Raw genomic sequence first — 21,924 nt, 5'->3', positions numbered from 1 at the left:
TAAAGCTCTAAGAGATTCTTTGAAAACTGAAAAACAACTTTTAAAAGGAAAATTTAAAGAAGAAACTAAAGAAAAAATTAAAGAACTTATCAAAACTAATCAAATTAACAAAATTGATCCTATACATGGAACAGCACTAAATAGGGCATTTAAAATAAAAGATAAAAAATAATATTAGAGTTATTAGATAACAATGCTGATACAATAAAATCTCTTGTTTTTTTAATAGAAAAAAGCAAAGATATAAAAGATATCAAGCAACTTGTATATACATTTTATTCAGATAACCTTCTATGTTTTTCTATTAAAAATTTAATAGAAAAACATAGAAGCATGCAAGATATTAAGCAATTAGTAGATTCAACCCTTTCCAAAACAATTATAGATTTTACAGTTCTTCAAGCAGTAAAAAATCACAAAAGCTTAGATGATATTAGAGAATTAATAGGTTCGGTCATGCCTCCATATTGCAGTTACGCCTATTAAAAAGCTATACGTTCAATAAGAGTACCAATAACCTATCATGAATATCCAATGACTTGGAAAAGCAGATTGTCTTACGTGCAAGCCTCGTGCATCTCGTTCTAAGGTTCAAGTTACTTCGTTCTATCCGTTGAGTGTATTTTTTACTGATAATATGCTTTTTAGGGTCTAATAACCTAGCATAACTCCCCCATCCATCTGTATAGTAAAAAGTCACCTTGAAATTCTCTAGTTTTTTCAGTAATGATTCTAATGTGCTATCACATCTTGTACCAAACGTATAAGCAACTACTTTTAACGAAATCTTATCCAAGGCATACCAAAGCCATCGTTGTATGGATTTATTCTGTACATAAGACCATTGTTCATCTATCTCAGGAGCAATAATTACTTCTGTTGTACTGATAGAATGATTTATTGTTTTTTAATACTAGATTTTTTTAAAACACGGATAACTGTATTGATACCCACTTTTAATACTCTTACTGTATCTCTAACTCCAGAGCCGTTGATTGACATTTCTACTATTTGCTCCTTAACTCCAGGCTTAGATGCATTATTAATATACTCCAATTAAAAATATCGATTACACCGCTTGCATTGATATCTCTGTTGTTTTGAAATTGAATATCCTGACTTTATTACTTCTTCTGTGTTGTTACAATATCTACACTTAACATCTATTTTTGCCATAACTCCTTAACTATAATTCTCTCTTATTACTGTTTGAGGATTATAGACTATTTACTCTAAACTGCAATACGGAGGCACGACCTAATAAAAGAAGCTATTGCATCTCAAGGCGTTATATCAGCAATAATAAAAGGTAATGTCGAAATTTTAGAAAAGTTGTTTAAATATGGCGCAACAGCACATGACCACTCAGAAGATCCTGTTGCTTTAGTAGTATCTGATGCAATCGCAGCCTATGAACCCAATTATAAAGCTTTAGGTTCTAAACCGGAACACGATCCACTTACGTATATAGAAATGCTTAAAGTTTTATTAGAGCATGACGGTAATCCTAATGCTGTAATGTTAGAAAGAGGTAAAGTAGTTCTTTTAGCATTAAATTCACTTATAGATAAACCGGAAAATCCTACATATAAAGATATTTGCAGATTATTAATTAAGCATAAAGCTGATCTTTCGATATTTAATCCTGATAAGGATAAGCATAAGAAATATATAACAATTATAGAGATGTTAAAAGCAGAAATAATAGACCTCTTTCATAACCTGCCTTATCAAGAGGTTTTTGAAGAAAACATCGAAGCACTTGCTACTTCAGTGCACATATTACCTTTAGAAGGAGGTTATGTTTCTGATGCTGATGCTAATACTGGGACTAAAACAGGTTCTAGATTAGTAGAAATTGCTAAATCACAATTCTTTTTACTTAATGAAATTAAAACACTTAGTGAAGATACACCTAATTTGGACGGTGATACATAAAGAGCTATTTGATGCTAAGTTTAATAGTTAGTTTGATGTTATTCCTGCAATAAGATTGCTTTGTTGCATGACTCTTATATCACATTCCCCATAGGCATTGTTGCGTGGGCCGGTAAATGCTCTTTATGTCATTCCCGCGAAAGCGGGAATCCAGAAAAAAAAGTATAAATACAGAAAATTTTTGAAATTAAGATTTTTTAGCCTGGATCCTCACTTTCGCAGGGATGTCATCGAGGTCTTCTCAAAAACTGCCCAGTACTATAGGCTTGACCCCGGGGTCCATAAAAACAATAAACAAATACTAATAATTTTAGTATTTTTACTGGATCCCGTGGTCAAGCCACGGGATGACAGAGATGAAATTGATCCACGCAACAATGCCTCATGGGAATGACATAGAATGAGCCATCTAACAAGACTGCATAGCAATCTAGAAAATAATTAAAAAAAATTCTGTAAATCAGAATTTTTTACTGAATTGCTTCATCAAAACTTACTGCTGTTCCGTAGCTCAGACGAAAAACCTCTTGCACATTTATTAGATACATATATATTACCATGAAACATGGGGATCATATTTCATGGTAATATATACTTTTTTATAAAAAAATCTAATTAAAATACGGAGGAACCATGGCTAATCCAAATCTTACGAAAGGAAATAATTATTTTAGGAATGAGCAATATAAAGAAGCTATAGAAGCTTATAGCAAAATAGATCAAAGTAGCACATCTTATCCTCATGCTCTGTTTAATATAGGAGAGTGTTACTTTCAACAAGGGAAATTTATAGAAGCCATAAAATATTATAGTCAGATCTCTGATAACCATTTCTCACTCTATCAAAGTGCTTTATTTAATTGCGGTAGTTCTTTTTACAATCTAGATAAATACGCTGAAGCTATAGAAATGTATAGTAAAATACACAAAAGATCTAATTATTATCAAAAAGCACAATATTATTTAAGAGAGTGTCAATTTGAAGCTCTAGAAATGGCTGATAAGGCGGACGAATCAATGATTTCATACATTGAGAAAAATTTTAACTTAATGGAATATATTCTCGAAGAAGAAACTAGCTTTAATATTTTATGTCTTGAGAAAGATACTAACTTTAGTATTTTAGGAGAAAATTTTGACTTAATGGATATAACTGAATAAATGAATATAGTAAACTGCTTTCTATTGTTGCATGGATAGGCTTTTCCATCATTGCAAGAAAGCGTTGTTGCGTAGATCGGCAAAACCCACTGTGTCATCCCGTGGTTAAGCCGACGTTGTTACATGGCTAGTTTTATGTCATTCCTGCGAAAGCAGGAATCCAAAAAAACATAAATGCAGCAAATTTTTGAAATTAAAGCTCGATTTGGTCATGCCTCCATATTGCAGTTACGCCTATTAAAAAGCTATACGTTCAATAAGAGTACCAATAACCTTATCATGAATATCCAATGACTTGGAAAAGCAGATTGTCTTACGTGCAAGCCTCTTGCATCTCGTTCTAAGGTTCAAGTTACTTCGTTCTATCCGTTGAGTGTATTTTTTACTGATAATATGCTTTTTAGGGTCTAATAACCTAGCATAACTCCCCCATCCATCTGTATAGTAAAAAGTCACCTTGAAATTCTCTAGTTTTTTCAGTAATGATTCTAATGTGCTATCACATCTTGTACCAAACGTGTAAGCTGTAGAAGTCAAGATTTAATCTTACAGACATTATAAAAATTATATCTGAATGTCTGATAAGTTATGACTGTCAGATGAGTATTCAAGATATAAGATTTCGTTATTCTTTTCAACAGCTAACTTTTTACTATCCATAAAAGTCTGCATAGGTGTTTTTCCATAGCAATATTTACCGGAATGCGGTCTTTCATTATTATAATATTCTAGCCAAATATCAAGATCTAGTTGTAGATCATCAAGATCAGTATAGATCTTTTTACGCATAGCAGTATCAAAGAATTCTTGTTTCATAGTTTTATTAAAACGTTCACACATACCATTTGTTTGAGGAGAATATGCTTTAGTAGTAGTATGCTCAATACCCTCAATGCTTAAGAACAATTCAAAAGCATGATGTTCTATATTACCTTTATACTCACCACCTCTATCAGTTAAAATACGAAGTACTGGTATTTGCTGACTCTCATACCATGGTAACACTCTATCATTAAGCATGTCAGCAGCGGTAAGTGCTGTTTTATCAGTATATAGTTTAGCCTCTGCAACCCGAGTGTAACTATCAATAAACACTTGAGAATATACCTTGCCTATGCCTTTAAAATTACCTACATAATATGTGTCTTGGCATCCTAGATAACCTGGATGCTGTGTATCAATCTCACCATGAGCTTCTTTCTCGCTACGCCGTTTCTCTAATACTTGTAACTGAGCTTCGGTAAGAACAATACCATCCTGAGCCATTTTGGCTTCTAATGCTTTAAGTCTTTTATTGATATTATTTAAATCATTACGTAGCCAAATAGATCTAACTCCTCCAGGTGATACAAGAATACCAGTCTTTTTAAGCTCATTTGATACTCGCAGCTGACCATAAGCGGGGTATTCTACTGCCATATCTAATACTGCTCTCTCTACGGCAGGATCAACTCTATTCGCTATAATTGGCTTCTTCCGACTAATCTCATATAATGCTTCTTCTCCTCCTGTTTCATATAACTCTTTAAACCTATAATAACTGTCTCTACTGTAACCCATAGCTTTATATGCTGACGATATACTACCAAGACTCCTAGCTAATTCTAGTAATCCTATTTTTGGCTTTATTATTTTTTGATTTAGATTCATCTCTAATCCTCCATTTAATATTATCTTAATTTTACTAAATGTAAGATTAAATCTCAACTATTACATATAAGCAACTACTTTTAACGAAATCTTATCCAAGGCATACCAAAGCCATCGTTGTCTGGATTTATTCTGTACATAAGACCATTGTTCATCTATCTCAGGAGCAATAATTACTTCTGTTGTACTGATAGAATGATTTATTGTTTTTTAATACTAGATTTTTTTAAAACACGGATAACTGTATTGATACCCACTTTTAATACTCTTACTGTATCTCTAACTCCAGAGCCGTTGATTGACATTTCTACTATTTGCTCCTTAACTCCAGGCTTAGATGCATTATTAATATACTCCAATTAAAAATATCGATTACACCGCTTGCATTGATATCTCTGTTGTTTTGAAATTGAATATCCTGACTTTATTACTTCTTCTGTGTTGTTACAATATCTACACTTAACATCTATTTTTGCCATAACTCCTTAACTATAATTCTCTCTTATTACTGTTTGAGGATTATAGACTATTTACTCTAAACTGCAATACGGAGGCACGACCCTCGATTTATCTCGCTTTGTGATGGATTTCTGCTTTCGCAGGAATGACACCGAGCGTGTTTTTCGAGCCATGCAACAACGCTGGTCAAGCCCACGGGATGACACACAGAGGTGAAATCGATCCACGCGGGTAATGCCACTCGCAATAGCGATAGCAGAGTATATCAAGCAAATTCTAATAATATCTGTCCTCTTACAACATTATCCTTTTCATTAACAAAAATTTTAGCTATTTTTCCGTCTCTTTCGGCAAGAATCAGGTTTTCCATTTTCATAGCAATTAAAGTCATAATTTCTTGTCCTGCCGTCACTTCCTGTCCTTCTTTCACCTTTATCGCAGCAATCTGACCGCTTAGAGGAGCCCCAAGTTCGGAGCTTTCTTCTACTACTACTTTTGAGACCATTAACGCTTCAAGTTCTGATATACGAGGAGAGCGTACAAAGGCTTTTACGCTAATACCGGCATGCGATAATAAATAACCGGTTCTGATATTCTCAATTTTTACATTTGTCTTTTTACCGTTAATTATAGCCGTAAAAAGTTCATTACCTAAATTCCAGTTACTACGAATATATATTCTATCGCTTTCGTGACGTATATTATAGCCGTTTTCAACAGGTGTAATTAATACGGGGAATAATTTATCATCGATAGTTACTACCCATCTTGTACCTATTTTGTTAGCTTGATTGTCAATATTGCCGGAAATTAAAGAAGCGCGTCTTTGCTCTGATATATAAATAAAAATAGCCGTTGCTAAAAATACGGTAGTTACTTCTGAAGTTAGACTAGCTCCGGAAAAGCCGTCAGGATATTCTTCTTGAATAAAGGCGGTAGAAATATCGCCGCTAACAAAGCGTGGATGTAGCATTACAGCTTCTAAGAAACTGATATTATGAGCAATGCCGTTAATTATATAAGAACTCAAAGCAGAACGCATTACCTCAATCGCCTGCTCTCTTGTTTCACCGTAAGTACATAATTTTGCAATCATCGAATCATAAAACATGCTTACTTCACCGCCAAGCCCAATTCCTGTATCTATACGGATATTAGGACTCTTTGCAGGTTCGGAATAAGCTATAATTCTACCGCTAGAAGGTAAGAAACCTCTGCTTGGGTTTTCGGCACAAATTCGTGATTCAAATGCCCAACCTTTTAATTTTATGTCATCTTGTGTAAAGGATAATTTCTCACCGGCTGCGATTTTTATCATCTCTTCAACGATATCTATACCGGTAATTAGCTCAGTAACGGGATGCTCGACTTGCAACCTAGTATTCATCTCTAAAAAATAGAAATTTTTATTGCTATCTACTATAAACTCAACGGTACCGGCCGAATAATATCCCACTTTTTGAGATAAGGATATTACCTGCCGATACATTTCTTGCCTTATATCTTCAGTAATAAAAGAACTCGGTGCTTCTTCGATTACTTTTTGATGGTGACGCTGTATTGAACATTCACGCTCTCCGAGACATACGCTATTGCCGTATTGATCGGCAATTAGCTGAATTTCGATATGACGGGGCGTTTGAATTAACTTCTCAATAAATAATCTATCGTCACTAAAACTATTGGCTGCTTCAAGCTTTGCCGACTCAAAAGCATTTGCCATTTCAGCAGGATTATTCACTACTCTCATACCACGTCCACCGCCGCCGGCAGCCGCTTTTACTATTACCGGAAAACCAATCTCTTTAGCAATATCCACCGCTTGCTTAACATCGTTTATAGTTCCCATATAACCCGGAACTGTGCTAACTCCGGCTTCTATCGCTATCTTTTTTGCTTCGATTTTATCGCCCATTTTTTTAATAGTTCCGGCACTCGGTCCTATTAAAACAACACCTTCTCTTTTAAGAATATTGGCAAAATTTGGATTTTCCGATAAAAAACCGTAGCCTGGATGTACTGCACTTGCTCCACTTTCACGAATTGCTGAGATAATATTTTTAATAGATAAATAACTTTCCGTTGCAGGGGAATCACCTATATAATAAGCCTCATCTGCATGCTGCACATACATTGAGTTTGTATCTGCTTCAGAATATACTGCAACCGACTTTATTCCCATCTTTTTTAAGGTACGTATTATCCTAACGGCGATCTCGCTACGATTAGCAATTAAAATTTTATCAAATAATGGTTTATTCATAGTTTTTTGTTATAATTTTTCTTGTATTTTTCGTCATTGCGAGCGACCATAGGGAGCGCGGCAATCTCGTCAAATATCCTGAGATTGCTTCGTCAATTACTTCGTAATTTTCCTCGCAATGACGTTTGGCTAAAGCGGCAAATTATCATGCTTCTTCCAAGGTAATTCTACTTTTTTAGTACGCAGGAAATTTAACGCCTTACATATTCGCCATCTAGTATTTTGCGGTCTTATAATATCGTCTAAATATCCCCTAGATGCTGCAACAAAAGGCGAAGTTACTACTTTTCTATATTCATCGATTTTTTGTTTTTTAGCTTCAGGGTCTTTACATTCTTCCTTAAATATTATCTCGGCTGCTCCCTCTGCACCCATAACAGCGATTTCCGAATTAAACCAAGCATAGTTTATATCGCCTCTAAGATGCTTGGAGTTCATAACTATATAAGCACCTCCATAAGCCTTACGGGTAATTACGGTAATCTTCGGCACTGTAGCTTCCGCATACGCGTATAACAGCTTAGCCCCGTGTTTAATAATACCGTCATGCTCTTGAGATGTACCGGGCAGAAATCCAGGTACATCAACAAGGCTTACTACAGGAATATTGAAAGCATCACAAAATCTAATAAACCTTGCTGCTTTTCTTGAGGCGTTTATATCTAAACATCCTGCTAAATGCAAAGGCTGATTAGCCACAAATCCTACCGGATAACCTTCCATATAACCAAAGCCGATAATGATATTCTTCGCAAAATCAGATTGTAGTTCAAAAAATTCTCCCTCATCAACGATGCGTTCAACAAGCTCTTTCATGTCATAAGGCTTATTAGGAGTGTTAGGTATTAACGTGCTAAGAGACATATCGACTCTATCGGCGGGGTCAATAGTCGAGCGAACAGGAAGAGGACTACGGTTGGATGACGGAAGGAAATTAAAGAACTTACGAATTTCGAGCAGTGCTTCTATATCATTATTGAATGCAAGATCGGCAACGCCGCTTTTAGTGGTATGCATTCTAGCACCACCGAGCTTTTCTTGGCTTACTTCTTCACCCGTAACGGTTTTTACTACATCGGGACCAGTTACGAACATATAAGAACTATTCTTAACCATGAATATAAAATCGGTTAAAGCGGGGGAATATACCGCACCACCGGCACAAGGTCCCATAATTAAGGTAATTTGAGGGATAACACCAGATGCTAAAACATTACGCTGAAATAATTCACCGTATCCGGCAAGAGCATCAACTCCTTCTTGAATTCTTGCTCCCCCTGAGTCGTTAATACCGATTACAGGAGCACCGGTTGCTATAGCTTGATCGATAATATCGCAGATTTTCTTAGCATGATATTCACCGAGTGAGCCACCAAGTACGGTAAAATCTTGGCTATAAATAAATACCAACCTACCGTTTATCGTACCGTGTCCCGTTACAACACCGTCACCTAAAAACTTTTTATCCTGCATCCCAAAATTATTGCATCTATGGGATACAAACATACCTGTTTCGGTAAAGCTATTCGGATCTAATAATACTTCTATGCGTTCTCGTGCAGTTAACTTACCTTTTTGATGTTGTGCGTTGATCCTAGCTTCACCGCCCCCTTGCCTTGCAATATTTTTTCTCTCATCCAGTAACTCAGGAGAGATTATATTACTTTGATTCATAGATTATTTATAGTTTTATTTCCAAAATATCCATAATATAATATAATAATGCTAATGTGAAAAGATAATTATTTATGTCATCTACCAAAGATACCAAAGAAGCACCGAAAAAAGCCAAACCACCAGCTAAATTTGATAATTTATCAACTGCTTTAAAAAAGAATTTACAAAGAAGAAAGAAAGTACAAAAAGAAAAGAATAATATGTAGAAGTCAAGATTTAATCTTACAGACATTATAAAAATTATATCTGAATGTCTGATAAGTTATGACTGTCAGATGAGTATTCAAGATATAAGATTTCGTTATTCTTTTCAACAGCTAACTTTTTACTATCCATAAAAGTCTGCATAGGTGTTTTTCCATAGCAATATTTACCGGAATGCGGTCTTTCATTATTATAATATTCTAGCCAAATATCAAGATCTAGTTGTAGATCATCAAGATCAGTATAGATCTTTTTACGCATAGCAGTATCAAAGAATTCTTGTTTCATAGTTTTATTAAAACGTTCACACATACCATTTGTTTGAGGAGAATATGCTTTAGTAGTAGTATGCTCAATACCCTCAATGCTTAAGAACAATTCAAAAGCATGATGTTCTATATTACCTTTATACTCACCACCTCTATCAGTTAAAATACGAAGTACTGGTATTTGCTGACTCTCATACCATGGTAACACTCTATCATTAAGCATGTCAGCAGCGGTAAGTGCTGTTTTATCAGTATATAGTTTAGCCTCTGCAACCCGAGTGTAACTATCAATAAACACTTGAGAATATACCTTGCCTATGCCTTTAAAATTACCTACATAATATGTGTCTTGGCATCCTAGATAACCTGGATGCTGTGTATCAATCTCACCATGAGCTTCTTTCTCGCTACGCCGTTTCTCTAATACTTGTAACTGAGCTTCGGTAAGAACAATACCATCCTGAGCCATTTTGGCTTCTAATGCTTTAAGTCTTTTATTGATATTATTTAAATCATTACGTAGCCAAATAGATCTAACTCCTCCAGGTGATACAAGAATACCAGTCTTTTTAAGCTCATTTGATACTCGCAGCTGACCATAAGCAGGGTATTCTATTGCCATATCTAATACTGCTCTCTCTACGGCAGGATCAACTCTATTCGCTATAATTGGCTTCTTCCGACTAATCTCATATAATGCTTCTTCTCCTCCTGTTTCATATAACTCTTTAAACCTATAATAACTGTCTCTACTGTAACCCATAGCTTTATATGCTGACGATATACTACCAAGACTCCTAGCTAATTCTAGTAATCCTATTTTTGGCTTTATTATTTTTTGATTTAGATTCATCTCTAATCCTCCATTTAATATTATCTTAATTTTACTAAATGTAAGATTAAATCTCAACTATTACAATATTGATACTAGGTCCTTATATCTATAAAGAGTGGTAACCCCCCCAAAAACAATCGACAAAAGGAGTAGAATTTTCTAGAAACAAAGGAGGAGATTCTATAAATGACAATATCAAAGCACAGTGATAGCCAAATCATGTCTATCTTAAAGCAAGCGAGCGGTGGGATGCCTGTAGCGTCTATACTGAGAGAGCACAAAATACCATCAGCGACATTTTATAAATGGAGATCAAAGTATGGTGGTATGGCTTTACCGATGATTACTAAATTAAAGGAGTTAGAATTGGAAAATGCACGGCTTAAAAAGATGTATGCTGAGGAAAGGCTAAGAGCTGATATATTAAAGGAAGTACTTGAAAAAAAGTTAGGAAGCCATCTCAAAGGCGGGAGATGGCTAAAATAATATCTGGAGAAAAAGATATTTCTATAAGGAGTGCATGCAAGATCTTTGGTGTCAGCGAAACATGCTATAGATATAAAAGGAAGCTATCATCTGAGGATGATATTATAGCAGGCCAGCTAATGCGTTTAGTAGGTGATCAAAAGAACTGAGGCCTTGGCCTCTGCTTTTTATATTTACGTAATATCAAAGGTTTTGGTTGGAATCATAAACGTGTATACAGGATATATAAGGAGCTAGCCCTTAATATGAGAATAAAGCCTAAGAAGAGATTACTTAGAGCAAAGCCTAAAAAGCTTATAGTGTCTAAAACAATAAATGATTGCTGGTCCATGGATTTTATGCACGATAGTTTAGAGAATGGTAGGAAATATCGTTTATTTAATGTGATTGATGACTTTAATAGAGAGAGCCTTGGTACTGAGACTGATTTTTTATTGTCAGCAGGAAGAGTTATCAGGTCACTAGATCAAATTATAGAATGGCGAGGTAAGCCAAAATCTATACGTTGTGATAATGGACCTGAATATATCAGTAAATTATTGAGCAAGTGGGCAAAAGAAAAGAATATCAAGTTATTATTCATTCAGCCAGACATGCCTCAGCAAAATGCATATATTGAAAGATATAATAGAACTGTAAGATATGATTGGTTAAATCAGTATTTATTTGTTAATATACAAGAAGCACAGGATCTTGCAACTCAATGGCTTTGGTCTTATAATAACGAAAGACTTAATATGGCTATTGGCGGTATAACACCAATACAAAAATTAGCTCTCGCAACTTAACTCTCTACTCTCTATTGCGATTAAAAATGGGAGGATTAACGAGTGATAGAATAGAAAACAATTTTTAGGAGAATAAATATGAGTTTACATGAAGTAATAATTAAAATCAGTAAAATTTTTTCTCTTTTTATTCCCAAACAGGATATAGAGGAATCTAATAATAATATTCCTGCTAATAGAGAAACAATGCGCGATTATTATGAAGATTTAAATAACCCTCATTAAAAAGTATTTATCTATATGCAATTTGACATATTAATATAAATTGCTAATATTTGGAGAGTTTAGGTTTTGTTGCATGGAACGATTTTTCCGTCATTCCTGCAAGACCTTGTTGCGTAGATATAAAAAAAGTAGCTGCGAACTAAGAAAAGTAGTAAATCGACAAAAAACTTAACCACAAGTGTGTATGTCAAAGCTACAAAAAGTTTGCAACTGGAAAGAATATAACAGAAGTTTAAAGAAAAGAGGAACAATAATTTTCACATTTTGTGAAGAATATTTAAAAGAGTTATATTATGGAGGGGAACAGAGGCAAGGAGGAGCGAGAAGATATAATAGCAAGATGTATGAATATTTGCTAACAATTAAGCTGTTATTAAGATTGCCATGGCGAGCAACAAGCGGATTTGCAGAAGGAATGTTTAGCAAAATATTTGCGGGTAAGGATTTAAGAATACCGGATTATGCCCATGCATCAAGAATCGCTAGTAAGCTAAAGTTACGAGTAAAAAATATTGGAGTACAAGAGAAAGGTTCAGGGAAAGAGATAGTATTTGATAGTACCGGAGTAAATGTATATAGCACCAGTGGGTGGCATCAAAGGAAATACGGTAAGGATGGATTATAACGGTAAGGATGGATTATATCGTAAGAGAGAACAGTGGAAGAAGATACATGTAGCAGTCGATTTAGATAGTATGGAAGTACTATCTGTAGCCTATACGGATAGTAACACAAACGACTGTGAAGTTGTTGGTGATATGAGCAAAGAGATAACAGGCAAAGCTAAAACCGTTATAGCAGATGGAGCTTATGATACGCAGGAGTTTAGAAAGATAATATATGATTGGGGAGCACAAGATTTAATGCCCCCAGCACGAACATCTAAGTCACAAGATGAATTAAAGAATAAAAGCAAGGTAGAGAAAGAACATTTAGCTTACAGAGATAAAGTAATAAAAGGAATTAGAGAATATAAAAATTTTGATGAAGGTTTAAAAGCATGGAAAATTAATTGTAATAGTTGAGATTTAATCTTACATTTAGTAAAATTAAGATAATATTAAATGGAGGATTAGAGATGAATCTAAATCAAAAAATAATAAAGCCAAAAATAGGATTACTAGAATTAGCTAGGAGTCTTGGTAGTATATCGTCAGCATATAAAGCTATGGGTTACAGTAGAGACAGTTATTATAGGTTTAAAGAGTTATATGAAACAGGAGGAGAAGAAGCATTATATGAGATTAGTCGGAAGAAGCCAATTATAGCGAATAGAGTTGATCCTGCCGTAGAGAGAGCAGTATTAGATATGGCAATAGAATACCCCGCTTATGGTCAGCTGCGAGTATCAAATGAGCTTAAAAAGACTGGTATTCTTGTATCACCTGGAGGAGTTAGATCTATTTGGCTACGTAATGATTTAAATAATATCAATAAAAGACTTAAAGCATTAGAAGCCAAAATGGCTCAGGATGGTATTGTTCTTACCGAAGCTCAGTTACAAGTATTAGAGAAACGGCGTAGCGAGAAAGAAGCTCATGGTGAGATTGATACACAGCATCCAGGTTATCTAGGATGCCAAGACACATATTATGTAGGTAATTTTAAAGGCATAGGCAAGGTATATTCTCAAGTGTTTATTGATAGTTACACTCGGGTTGCAGAGGCTAAACTATATACTGATAAAACAGCACTTACCGCTGCTGACATGCTTAATGATAGAGTGTTACCATGGTATGAGAGTCAGCAAATACCAGTACTTCGTATTTTAACTGATAGAGGTGGTGAGTATAAAGGTAATATAGAACATCATGCTTTTGAATTGTTCTTAAGCATTGAGGGTATTGAGCATACTACTACTAAAGCATATTCTCCTCAAACAAATGGTATGTGTGAACGTTTTAATAAAACTATGAAACAAGAATTCTTTGATACTGCTATGCGTAAAAAGATCTATACTGATCTTGATGATCTACAACTAGATCTTGATATTTGGCTAGAATATTATAATAATGAAAGACCGCATTCCGGTAAATATTGCTATGGAAAAACACCTATGCAGACTTTTATGGATAGTAAAAAGTTAGCTGTTGAAAAGAATAACGAAATCTTATATCTTGAATACTCATCTGACAGTCATAACTTATCAGACATTCAGATATAATTTTTATAATGTCTGTAAGATTAAATCTTGACTTCTACAGAATCGTTTATGTTTAGGTTGAAGCGAACGTTTGGCTTTAACTTACAACAAAAAACAGAGAAAGGAAGAAAAAACGAAGTAATTACTAAGATAAATATATTAAATGAAATGATTGCCCTTGGGAAAGCTCAATATAGCTTTTAGAATTATATAAAATTTAATTATTTTTATACTCTAAGCGCTATATTGACTTTTTTTAATCTCCACGCAACAACGCCTTGCGAGAAAGGCTTGCTTGCGTAGACTCCCAGTCGTCATTGCGAGGAGCGAAGCGACGTGGCAATCTCATGAAATAATAACAAACTCCTGAGATTGCTTCGTCAAAATTTTCAATTTTTCCGTAGCTCATGACGATTTGAATCCAACAAAATCGGTATTTTAAATATTTAATATAATATGGACACAAACAAATTATATCTTTTCAAAGATAGACGATTTTTACCGAATTTTATAGTACAGTTATGTGGTTGTCTTAATGATAATATATTAAAAAATGCTCTAGTAATCCTTATAACTTACGGCATTACTGGTTCTTTAAGTAAATATAATAATCTACTCGTTTTAATTGCTAATGCTACTTTTGTACTACCTTTCATAATATTCGCAAGCATAGCAGGACAAATTGCCGACAAATACGAGCGCGCAAGCCTTATTAAGATTATTAAGATTTGTGAAATCGGTATAATTGCCTTTGCAATTTATGGATTTCATCATAATAATCTTCTAATTCTATTCTGTTCTATTTGCTTAATGGGTATACATTCTACTTTTTTCGGTCCAATAAAATATAGCGTATTACCTGATCACCTGAATAAAGACGAACTACTTGGAGCTAACGGTTTTGTTGAAGCCGGAACTTTTATCGGTATTTTTATCGGTACTATAATCGGCAGCTATTATACAATCAGCAATAATTTTATAATTTATTCCTTAATTACCATCGCTTTTCTCGGCTTCATTACAAGCCTTTTCTCTCCAAAATCTAAAAATGCAAATCGTGATATTAAAATAAATTTTAATATTATAGATGAAAGCATAAATATGATTAAATATGCCAAAGCAAAAAAACATATATATTTAGCTATACTTGGTATTTCATGGTTTTGGTTTATCGGAGCTGCTATAATTTCACAAATACCTTTACTTGCTAAGATAACTTTTAAAGCTGATGAGAATGTTGCTAACTTATTTTTAGCAGTTTTCTCGCTTGGTGTTGGGGTTGGTTCATTTTTATGTAGCAAAATATTTGAAGATGAGATTACCGTTAAATATCTATTTATTTCAGCCCTGGGCATTAGTATTTTCGGTATTGATTTATTCTTTGCAAGTAGAATTAGCTCAGTTAGCTACGAACCTACTCAGCTAAAAAGTATTTTAGTATTTTTATCGAAAAGACATAATTGGCGAATAGTTATAGATTTATTTTTCTTAGCAGCAATAGGTGGTTTATATATCGTTCCCCTTTTTGCTATATTACAGCATTATGCAAACCCTGCTCATCGTAGCCGAATTATTGCCGTTAATAACCTCATTAATTCCATTTTCATGGTGGGATCAACAATTATTTTATCTTTATTATTTTACCTAAATTTCACTATACCCTGGATTATATTATTTATTAGCCTAGCTAATATAATCGTCACTATATATATTTACCGTTTAATACCTGAAGTTAAAATTATTCCGTTTAAGCTATTGCGAAGAATATTCCAAATCTGTTTTGATCTTATGTATAAGGTTGAAGTTAAGGGATTTGAAAATTTCCAAAAAGCCGGTAAAAAAGTAGTAGTTGTCGCTAATCATATTTCATATCTCGATCCACCGCTAATTGCTACTTACTTACGAGAAGAAATGACTTTTGCAATTAGTCCCGATATACAAAAAATATGGTGGATTAAACCGTTTTTACGTATGGCAAGAACTTTGCCGGTTGATCCAAGTAACCCAATGGCAATAAAGACTTTAGTAAAAGAAGTACAAAAGGATCAGAAAGTAGCAATTTTCCCCGAAGGTAGAATAAGCGTTACCGGCTCTTTAATGAAAATATACGAAGGACCGGGAATGATTGCCGATAAAGCCGGTGCTACCGTTTTACCTGTTAGAATAGACGGTACTCAATTTACTCATTTATCAAAATTAAAAAACATATTAAAAAGAAAAATATTTCCTAAAATTACTATAACCGTTTTACCGCCGGTAAAATTCGCTAATATGGATGCTGCAAGTAATCAAGAACGACGCAGTTATATATCTAGGACTCTTTATGATATCATGGCTGACATGATGTTTGAGAGTTCAGACTATAAAAATACTTTATTCTCATCTCTTATAGAAGCTGCTAAAATTCATGGATTTAAGAAAAAAATAGTTGATGATTTTGAAAATAATGCGGTTACTTATCGAGATTTAATATTAAAATCTTTTATCCTAGGTGATTTAATCAAAAAGAATAATATCTTTGGCAGAAATTTAGGCTTAATGTTGCCTAATACCACGAATACATTAATTACTTTTTACGCCATGCAATCTAGCGGTTATGTTCCTGCTATAATTAACTGGAGCAGCGGCATAAGTACTATTATTAACTCCTGTAAACTTGCACAAATTAAAGTAGTTTACACTTCAAAACAATTTATCGAAAAAGCAAATTTACATGAATTAATAACTAACTTATTAGATTTCGGTATTAAAATAATATATTTAGAAGATTTTAAAAATCAAATTGGTACAGTTCTAAAACTAAAAGCAAAAATAGGGAGTTATTTTGTTCAAACTTATTACAATTATTTTTGTCGTAATCATGATGACGAAAAACCGGCAGTGATAATTTTTACTTCAGGTACTGAAGGTGAACCTAAAGCCGTATTACTATCTCACAGAAATTTACAAACTAATAGATATCAAATAACTGCTAAAGTACCTTTTAGCCCCGAAGATATAGTATTTAACTCATTACCTTTATTTCATTGCTTTGGTCTTGGTGGTGCAATTATTACAACTTTAAACGGTATTAAGCTGTTTCTATATCCTTCTCCACTAAATTATCGCAGCATTCCTGAAGTTATATACGATATCGGGGCAACTATATTAATTTCTACCGATACTTTTTTAAACGGTTATGCTAATTACGCTCATCCATATGATTTTTACTCATTACGCTATATATTTGCCGGTAGCGAGAAATTAAAAGAATCTACAAGACAATTCTGGCTTAATAAGTACGGCATACGTATTTTTGAAGGATATGGGATTACAGAAACCTCACCTATTATAGCTTGCAATACCCCTATGCATAATAAAGCAGGCACCGTGGGAAGATTATTACCGAAAATTGATTATAAGCTTGAGAAAGTAGAGGGAATAAATGAAGGGGGACGTTTATTCATTAGGGGTCCTAACATCATGCTTGGTTACTTGGACTTAGAAGGTCACCGTACTTATAAAGAATGGTACGACACAGGCGATATAGTCAAAATCGATTCTGAAGGATATATAACAATTTTAGGACGTTTAAAACGCTTTGCTAAAATAGCGGGGGAAATGATATCTCTTACAAAGATTGAAGAACTTGCAAGCGAAATTGCTCCTGATTCCTTGCACGCTGCCATTTCCATCGCCGATAAAACACATGGAGAAAAAATTATTTTACTTACTACTGGTTCCGATATAAATAGAGAAAATTTTGTAGATACTGTATCTAAAGCTCAAATTTCTTTACTACATTTACCGAAAGTAATTATTACCGATTCAGAAATACCTCTGCTTGCAAGCGGTAAGATAGACTATCTTGAGATTATGAAGAATGTGGATAGATTTTAACATCATTACGAGCGACTGGAAGGAGGGCACCCCCCCCAAAAACAATCGACAAAAGGAGTAGAATTTTCTAGAAACAAAGGAGGAGATTCTATAAATGACAATATCAAAGCACAGTGATAGCCAAATCATGTCTATCTTAAAGCAAGCGAGCGGTGGGATGCCTGTAGCGTCTATACTGAGAGAGCACAAAATACCATCAGCGACATTTTATAAATGGAGATCAAAGTATGGTGGTATGGCTTTACCGATGATTACTAAATTAAAGGAGTTAGAATTGGAAAATGCACGGCTTAAAAAGATGTATGCTGAGGAAAGGCTAAGAGCTGATATATTAAAGGAAGTACTTGAAAAAAAAGTTAGGAAGCCATCTCAAAGGCGGGAGATGGCTAAAATAATATCTGGAGAAAAAGATATTTCTATAAGGAGTGCATGCAAGATCTTTGGTGTCAGCGAAACATGCTATAGATATAAAAGGAAGCTATCATCTGAGGATGATATTATAGCAGGCCAGCTAATGCGTTTAGTAGGTGATCAAAAGAACTGAGGCCTTGGCCTCTGCTTTTTATATTTACGTAATATCAAAGGTTTTGGTTGGAATCATAAACGTGTATACAGGATATATAAGGAGCTAGCCCTTAATATGAGAATAAAGCCTAAGAAGAGATTACTTAGAGCAAAGCCTAAAAAGCTTATAGTGTCTAAAACAATAAATGATTGCTGGTCCATGGATTTTATGCACGATAGTTTAGAGAATGGTAGGAAATATCGTTTATTTAATGTGATTGATGACTTTAATAGAGAGAGCCTTGGTACTGAGACTGATTTTTTATTGTCAGCAGGAAGAGTTATCAGGTCACTAGATCAAATTATAGAATGGCGAGGTAAGCCAAAATCTATACGTTGTGATAATGGACCTGAATATGGTCATGCCTCCATATTGCAGTTACGCCTATTAAAAAGCTATACGTTCAATAAGATGTAGAAGTCAAGATTTAATCTTACAGACATTATAAAAATTATATCTGAATGTCTGATAAGTTATGACTGTCAGATGAGTATTCAAGATATAAGATTTCGTTATTCTTTTCAACAGCTAACTTTTTACTATCCATAAAAGTCTGCATAGGTGTTTTTCCATAGCAATATTTACCGGAATGCGGTCTTTCATTATTATAATATTCTAGCCAAATATCAAGATCTAGTTGTAGATCATCAAGATCAGTATAGATCTTTTTACGCATAGCAGTATCAAAGAATTCTTGTTTCATAGTTTTATTAAAACGTTCACACATACCATTTGTTTGAGGAGAATATGCTTTAGTAGTAGTATGCTCAATACCCTCAATGCTTAAGAACAATTCAAAAGCATGATGTTCTATATTACCTTTATACTCACCACCTCTATCAGTTAAAATACGAAGTACTGGTATTTGCTGACTCTCATACCATGGTAACACTCTATCATTAAGCATGTCAGCAGCGGTAAGTGCTGTTTTATCAGTATATAGTTTAGCCTCTGCAACCCGAGTGTAACTATCAATAAACACTTGAGAATATACCTTGCCTATGCCTTTAAAATTACCTACATAATATGTGTCTTGGCATCCTAGATAACCTGGATGCTGTGTATCAATCTCACCATGAGCTTCTTTCTCGCTACGCCGTTTCTCTAATACTTGTAACTGAGCTTCGGTAAGAACAATACCATCCTGAGCCATTTTGGCTTCTAATGCTTTAAGTCTTTTATTGATATTATTTAAATCATTACGTAGCCAAATAGATCTAACTCCTCCAGGTGATACAAGAATACCAGTCTTTTTAAGCTCATTTGATACTCGCAGCTGACCATAAGCGGGGTATTCTATTGCCATATCTAATACTGCTCTCTCTACGGCAGGATCAACTCTATTCGCTATAATTGGCTTCTTCCGACTAATCTCATATAATGCTTCTTCTCCTCCTGTTTCATATAACTCTTTAAACCTATAATAACTGTCTCTACTGTAACCCATAGCTTTACATGCTGACGATATACTACCAAGACTCCTAGCTAATTCTAGTAATCCTATTTTTGGCTTTATTATTTTTTGATTTAGATTCATCTCTAATCCTCCATTTAATATTATCTTAATTTTACTAAATGTAAGATTAAATCTCAACTATTACAACTAAGATAAATATATTAAATGAAATGATTGCCCTTGGGAAAGCTCAATATAGCTTTTAGAATTATATAAAATTTAATTATTTTTATACTCTAAGCGCTATATTGACTTTTTTTAATCTCCACGCAACAACGCCTTGCGAGAAAGGCTTGCTTGCGTAGACTCCCAGTCGTCATTGCGAGGAGCGAAGCGACGTGGCAATCTCATGAAATAATAACAAACTCCTGAGATTGTGGATGTACAAATTACTACGTAATTCTTCTCGCAATGACGCTTTACTCACCCTGAGCCAAGCTATAACCTGTAACTCCGTCAAATTCAAATAAATTCTCTACTTTTATGAAATCGATATTTGCTTTGCTTAAAGCTTCAAGTAATTTTGTTATATCTAAATGCTTTATTTCCGTACTTTCTTTATTCATAAAACGACAACACCAATGATCGGAAATAGTTTCAAACCTTGTATCACGAGGCCATAATTTTAGCCCTTTTGACGAGATTGTTTTTAACTCAACATTACCAAGATCAAGCTTATTAATTTTATCTGCTATGTCATGAGCGGAAGATACATTCATATTCACAAATATATCCGTACCGACCAATTTCTTAACCTCTTTAGTATCAATTTTATAGTCTATATTACTTTCTTGTTTCTCGGCAATCAACGGATAATCTGCTTTAGGTAGCTTTGTCGGTAACTGCCCTAATCTTTTCGTTACTTCTTCAACAAATTCTTTTGTACCGACTTTTTTACTAGAACTCTGCTCATTATATATGTCGGCTGTATGAACTCCATCCTCTATAGTTTTCTTCCAAGCATTCTCGACTAAGCTAGCAATATCACCCTGCCCTATATGTACAAGCATCATTATAGCAGCATTTAAAAGCCCTGACGGATTTGCGATATCTTTGCCCGCAATATCAGGAGCACTTCCATGTACCGCTTCAAACATCGCATAATGCTGCCCGATATTTGCAGAACCAGCGAGTCCTACCGACCCTGAAATCTCGGCAGCTACATCGGATATGATATCACCGTATAAATTAGAAGTTACGATAACGTCAAATATTTCCGGTTTGGTAGCAAGCCTTGCAGTCCCGATATCGATAATATAATGCTCATTATTAATTTGCGGATATTCTTTTGCAATCTCATTAAATACTTTATGAAAAACCCCATCGGAAAATTTCATAATATTATCTTTGCTTAAGCACGTGACTTTTTTGTGGTTATTTTTTACCGCATATTCAAAAGCATATCTAATAATTTTTTCACAACCAGTATGACTTATCAACTTCATTGATTCATACATATTATGCGTTTGGCGGTATTCTATACCTGCGTATAAATCTTCCTCGTTTTCACGTATGATAGTGAGGTTCAGATGTGGATGTAATGTCCTAGTAAAAGGATGAAATGAAACGGAAGGACGAATATTAGCAAAAAGCTGTAATGTTTTACGAATCGTGACGTTTAAACTTTTATACCCTCCGCCTTGCGGGGTAGTAATCGGAGCTTTAAGTATAATACCGGTGCGTTGTATTGACTCCCAGCTTTCTTCACTTATGCCTGAAGTATAATGCTTCTTGTAAAGCTTTTCACCTACTTCAATGGTTTCTAAACGAATACGAGCCTCAGCTTTACGTAATATATAAAGCACTGCCTCCATTATTTCAGGTCCTATACCGTCCCCGTATGCAATTGTAATCGGTGTAAATTCTGCCATATTAAATACTCTCTTGTTAAGTACATAGTGTTGTTTTTTCATGGATCGATTTATC

At 34.3% G+C, this 21,924-nt stretch carries 21 protein-coding genes and 3 pseudogenes; 13 read left to right on the top strand and 11 right to left on the bottom strand.

Going from position 1 to position 21,924, the window contains the following annotated elements:
- Nucleotides 1-19: 19 nt before the first annotated feature.
- Complete coding sequence (locus AC0ODJ_RS04035; RefSeq protein ID WP_474465070.1) at nucleotides 20-172, top strand: hypothetical protein; 153 nt, start codon at nucleotides 20-22, stop codon at nucleotides 170-172.
- Nucleotides 173-333: 161 nt separating this feature from the next.
- On the top strand, nucleotides 334-486 hold the full coding sequence (locus AC0ODJ_RS04030; protein WP_218460485.1) for a hypothetical protein: 153 nt from the start codon (nucleotides 334-336) through the stop codon (nucleotides 484-486).
- On the opposite strand, the pseudogene AC0ODJ_RS04025 reads toward AC0ODJ_RS04030, so the two are convergent.
- Nucleotides 483-1,176: pseudogene (locus tag AC0ODJ_RS04025) on the bottom strand (IS1 family transposase). The gene AC0ODJ_RS04030 and the pseudogene AC0ODJ_RS04025 sit on opposite strands and share 4 nt — an antisense overlap.
- A 156-nt stretch (nucleotides 1,177-1,332) precedes the next feature.
- Between AC0ODJ_RS04025 and AC0ODJ_RS04020 the strand changes: the two are divergent.
- Both AC0ODJ_RS04020 and AC0ODJ_RS04015 read left to right on the top strand, forming a co-directional pair.
- Entirely contained in the window at nucleotides 1,333-1,938 is a 606-nt protein-coding gene (locus AC0ODJ_RS04020; RefSeq protein WP_474465069.1) for a hypothetical protein, read from the top strand.
- A gap of 633 nt (nucleotides 1,939-2,571) precedes the next feature.
- Complete coding sequence (locus AC0ODJ_RS04015) at nucleotides 2,572-3,099, top strand: tetratricopeptide repeat protein (RefSeq protein ID WP_218460541.1); 528 nt, start codon at nucleotides 2,572-2,574, stop codon at nucleotides 3,097-3,099.
- Between the two features lie 237 nt (nucleotides 3,100-3,336).
- On the opposite strand, the gene AC0ODJ_RS04010 is transcribed toward AC0ODJ_RS04015, so the two are convergent.
- The 7 genes from AC0ODJ_RS04010 to AC0ODJ_RS03980 all read right to left on the bottom strand — a co-directional run bounded on the left by AC0ODJ_RS04010 (nucleotide 3,337) and on the right by AC0ODJ_RS03980 (nucleotide 9,145).
- Nucleotides 3,337-3,636 carry an IS1 family transposase gene (locus AC0ODJ_RS04010; protein WP_474465068.1) on the bottom strand — a complete coding sequence of 100 codons (300 nt, stop codon included), beginning with the start codon at nucleotides 3,634-3,636 and terminating at the stop codon, nucleotides 3,337-3,339.
- Between the two features lie 27 nt (nucleotides 3,637-3,663).
- Nucleotides 3,664-4,749 carry an IS481 family transposase gene (locus AC0ODJ_RS04005; RefSeq protein WP_474465674.1) on the bottom strand — a complete coding sequence of 362 codons (1,086 nt, stop codon included), beginning with the start codon at nucleotides 4,747-4,749 and terminating at the stop codon, nucleotides 3,664-3,666.
- A 60-nt stretch (nucleotides 4,750-4,809) separates the two neighbouring features.
- Nucleotides 4,810-4,920, bottom strand: a complete 111-nt coding sequence (locus AC0ODJ_RS04000) for an IS1 family transposase (protein ID WP_474465714.1) — start codon at nucleotides 4,918-4,920, stop codon at nucleotides 4,810-4,812.
- Nucleotides 4,921-4,949: 29 nt separating this feature from the next.
- Nucleotides 4,950-5,108: an IS1-like element transposase gene (locus tag AC0ODJ_RS03995; protein ID WP_474464717.1), complete on the bottom strand. Its 159-nt coding sequence runs from the start codon at nucleotides 5,106-5,108 to the stop codon at nucleotides 4,950-4,952.
- Nucleotides 5,109-5,228, bottom strand: coding sequence for an IS1 family transposase (locus AC0ODJ_RS03990; RefSeq protein WP_121834047.1), 120 nt, complete (start codon nucleotides 5,226-5,228; stop codon nucleotides 5,109-5,111).
- A gap of 245 nt (nucleotides 5,229-5,473) precedes the next feature.
- Nucleotides 5,474-7,471 (bottom strand): acetyl-CoA carboxylase biotin carboxylase subunit, encoded by a 1,998-nt coding sequence (locus AC0ODJ_RS03985; RefSeq protein WP_218460273.1) that lies wholly within the window; start codon nucleotides 7,469-7,471, stop codon nucleotides 5,474-5,476.
- Between the two features lie 129 nt (nucleotides 7,472-7,600).
- Nucleotides 7,601-9,145, bottom strand: a complete 1,545-nt coding sequence (locus tag AC0ODJ_RS03980; protein WP_218460272.1) for an acyl-CoA carboxylase subunit beta — start codon at nucleotides 9,143-9,145, stop codon at nucleotides 7,601-7,603.
- A 74-nt stretch (nucleotides 9,146-9,219) separates the two neighbouring features.
- Here AC0ODJ_RS03980 and AC0ODJ_RS03975 point away from each other — a divergent pair, with 74 nt between their 5' ends.
- The gene (locus AC0ODJ_RS03975) at nucleotides 9,220-9,354 is read left to right on the top strand and encodes a hypothetical protein (protein ID WP_256621206.1); all 135 of its coding nucleotides are present in this window, start codon (nucleotides 9,220-9,222) and stop codon (nucleotides 9,352-9,354) included.
- Between the two features lie 34 nt (nucleotides 9,355-9,388).
- On the opposite strand, the gene AC0ODJ_RS03970 is transcribed toward AC0ODJ_RS03975, so the two are convergent.
- Nucleotides 9,389-10,474, bottom strand: coding sequence for an IS481 family transposase (locus tag AC0ODJ_RS03970; RefSeq protein ID WP_121834048.1), 1,086 nt, complete (start codon nucleotides 10,472-10,474; stop codon nucleotides 9,389-9,391).
- A gap of 168 nt (nucleotides 10,475-10,642) precedes the next feature.
- Between AC0ODJ_RS03970 and AC0ODJ_RS03965 the strand changes: the two are divergent.
- From AC0ODJ_RS03965 to AC0ODJ_RS03930, 8 genes and pseudogenes are all read left to right on the top strand, one after another.
- Nucleotides 10,643-11,730 (top strand): annotated as a pseudogene (locus tag AC0ODJ_RS03965) (IS3 family transposase).
- Between the two features lie 78 nt (nucleotides 11,731-11,808).
- Nucleotides 11,809-11,955, top strand: coding sequence for a hypothetical protein (locus tag AC0ODJ_RS03960; RefSeq protein ID WP_218460282.1), 147 nt, complete (start codon nucleotides 11,809-11,811; stop codon nucleotides 11,953-11,955).
- 184 nt (nucleotides 11,956-12,139) lie between these two features.
- Complete coding sequence (locus AC0ODJ_RS03955) at nucleotides 12,140-12,580, top strand: transposase (RefSeq protein ID WP_121843865.1); 441 nt, start codon at nucleotides 12,140-12,142, stop codon at nucleotides 12,578-12,580.
- Nucleotides 12,570-12,980, top strand: coding sequence for a transposase (locus tag AC0ODJ_RS03950; RefSeq protein ID WP_474465066.1), 411 nt, complete (start codon nucleotides 12,570-12,572; stop codon nucleotides 12,978-12,980). The genes AC0ODJ_RS03955 and AC0ODJ_RS03950 overlap by 11 nt, the downstream gene beginning before the upstream one ends.
- 53 nt (nucleotides 12,981-13,033) lie before the next feature.
- Nucleotides 13,034-14,119: an IS481 family transposase gene (locus AC0ODJ_RS03945; protein ID WP_121834048.1), complete on the top strand. Its 1,086-nt coding sequence runs from the start codon at nucleotides 13,034-13,036 to the stop codon at nucleotides 14,117-14,119.
- Nucleotides 14,120-14,146: 27 nt separating this feature from the next.
- Nucleotides 14,147-14,302 (top strand): hypothetical protein, encoded by a 156-nt coding sequence (locus tag AC0ODJ_RS03940; protein WP_474465065.1) that lies wholly within the window; start codon nucleotides 14,147-14,149, stop codon nucleotides 14,300-14,302.
- Between the two features lie 252 nt (nucleotides 14,303-14,554).
- Nucleotides 14,555-17,977, top strand: a complete 3,423-nt coding sequence (locus AC0ODJ_RS03935) for an acyl-[ACP]--phospholipid O-acyltransferase (protein WP_474465064.1) — start codon at nucleotides 14,555-14,557, stop codon at nucleotides 17,975-17,977.
- Between the two features lie 94 nt (nucleotides 17,978-18,071).
- A pseudogene (locus AC0ODJ_RS03930) lies at nucleotides 18,072-18,917 on the top strand (IS3 family transposase); the annotation flags it as partial.
- Nucleotides 18,918-18,993: 76 nt separating this feature from the next.
- On the opposite strand, the gene AC0ODJ_RS03925 reads toward AC0ODJ_RS03930, so the two are convergent.
- Together AC0ODJ_RS03925 and AC0ODJ_RS03920 are read right to left on the bottom strand one after the other, a co-directional pair.
- Nucleotides 18,994-20,079, bottom strand: coding sequence for an IS481 family transposase (locus AC0ODJ_RS03925; protein WP_127896995.1), 1,086 nt, complete (start codon nucleotides 20,077-20,079; stop codon nucleotides 18,994-18,996).
- 338 nt (nucleotides 20,080-20,417) lie between these two features.
- Entirely contained in the window at nucleotides 20,418-21,869 is a 1,452-nt protein-coding gene (locus tag AC0ODJ_RS03920) for an NADP-dependent isocitrate dehydrogenase (protein WP_218460730.1), read from the bottom strand.
- Between the last annotated feature and the right edge of the window lie 55 nt (nucleotides 21,870-21,924).

The organism is Rickettsia senegalensis, assembly GCF_056135685.1.
Note: the sequence above shows the minus strand (reverse complement) of the source record. Positions and strands in the feature narration are given on the sequence as shown.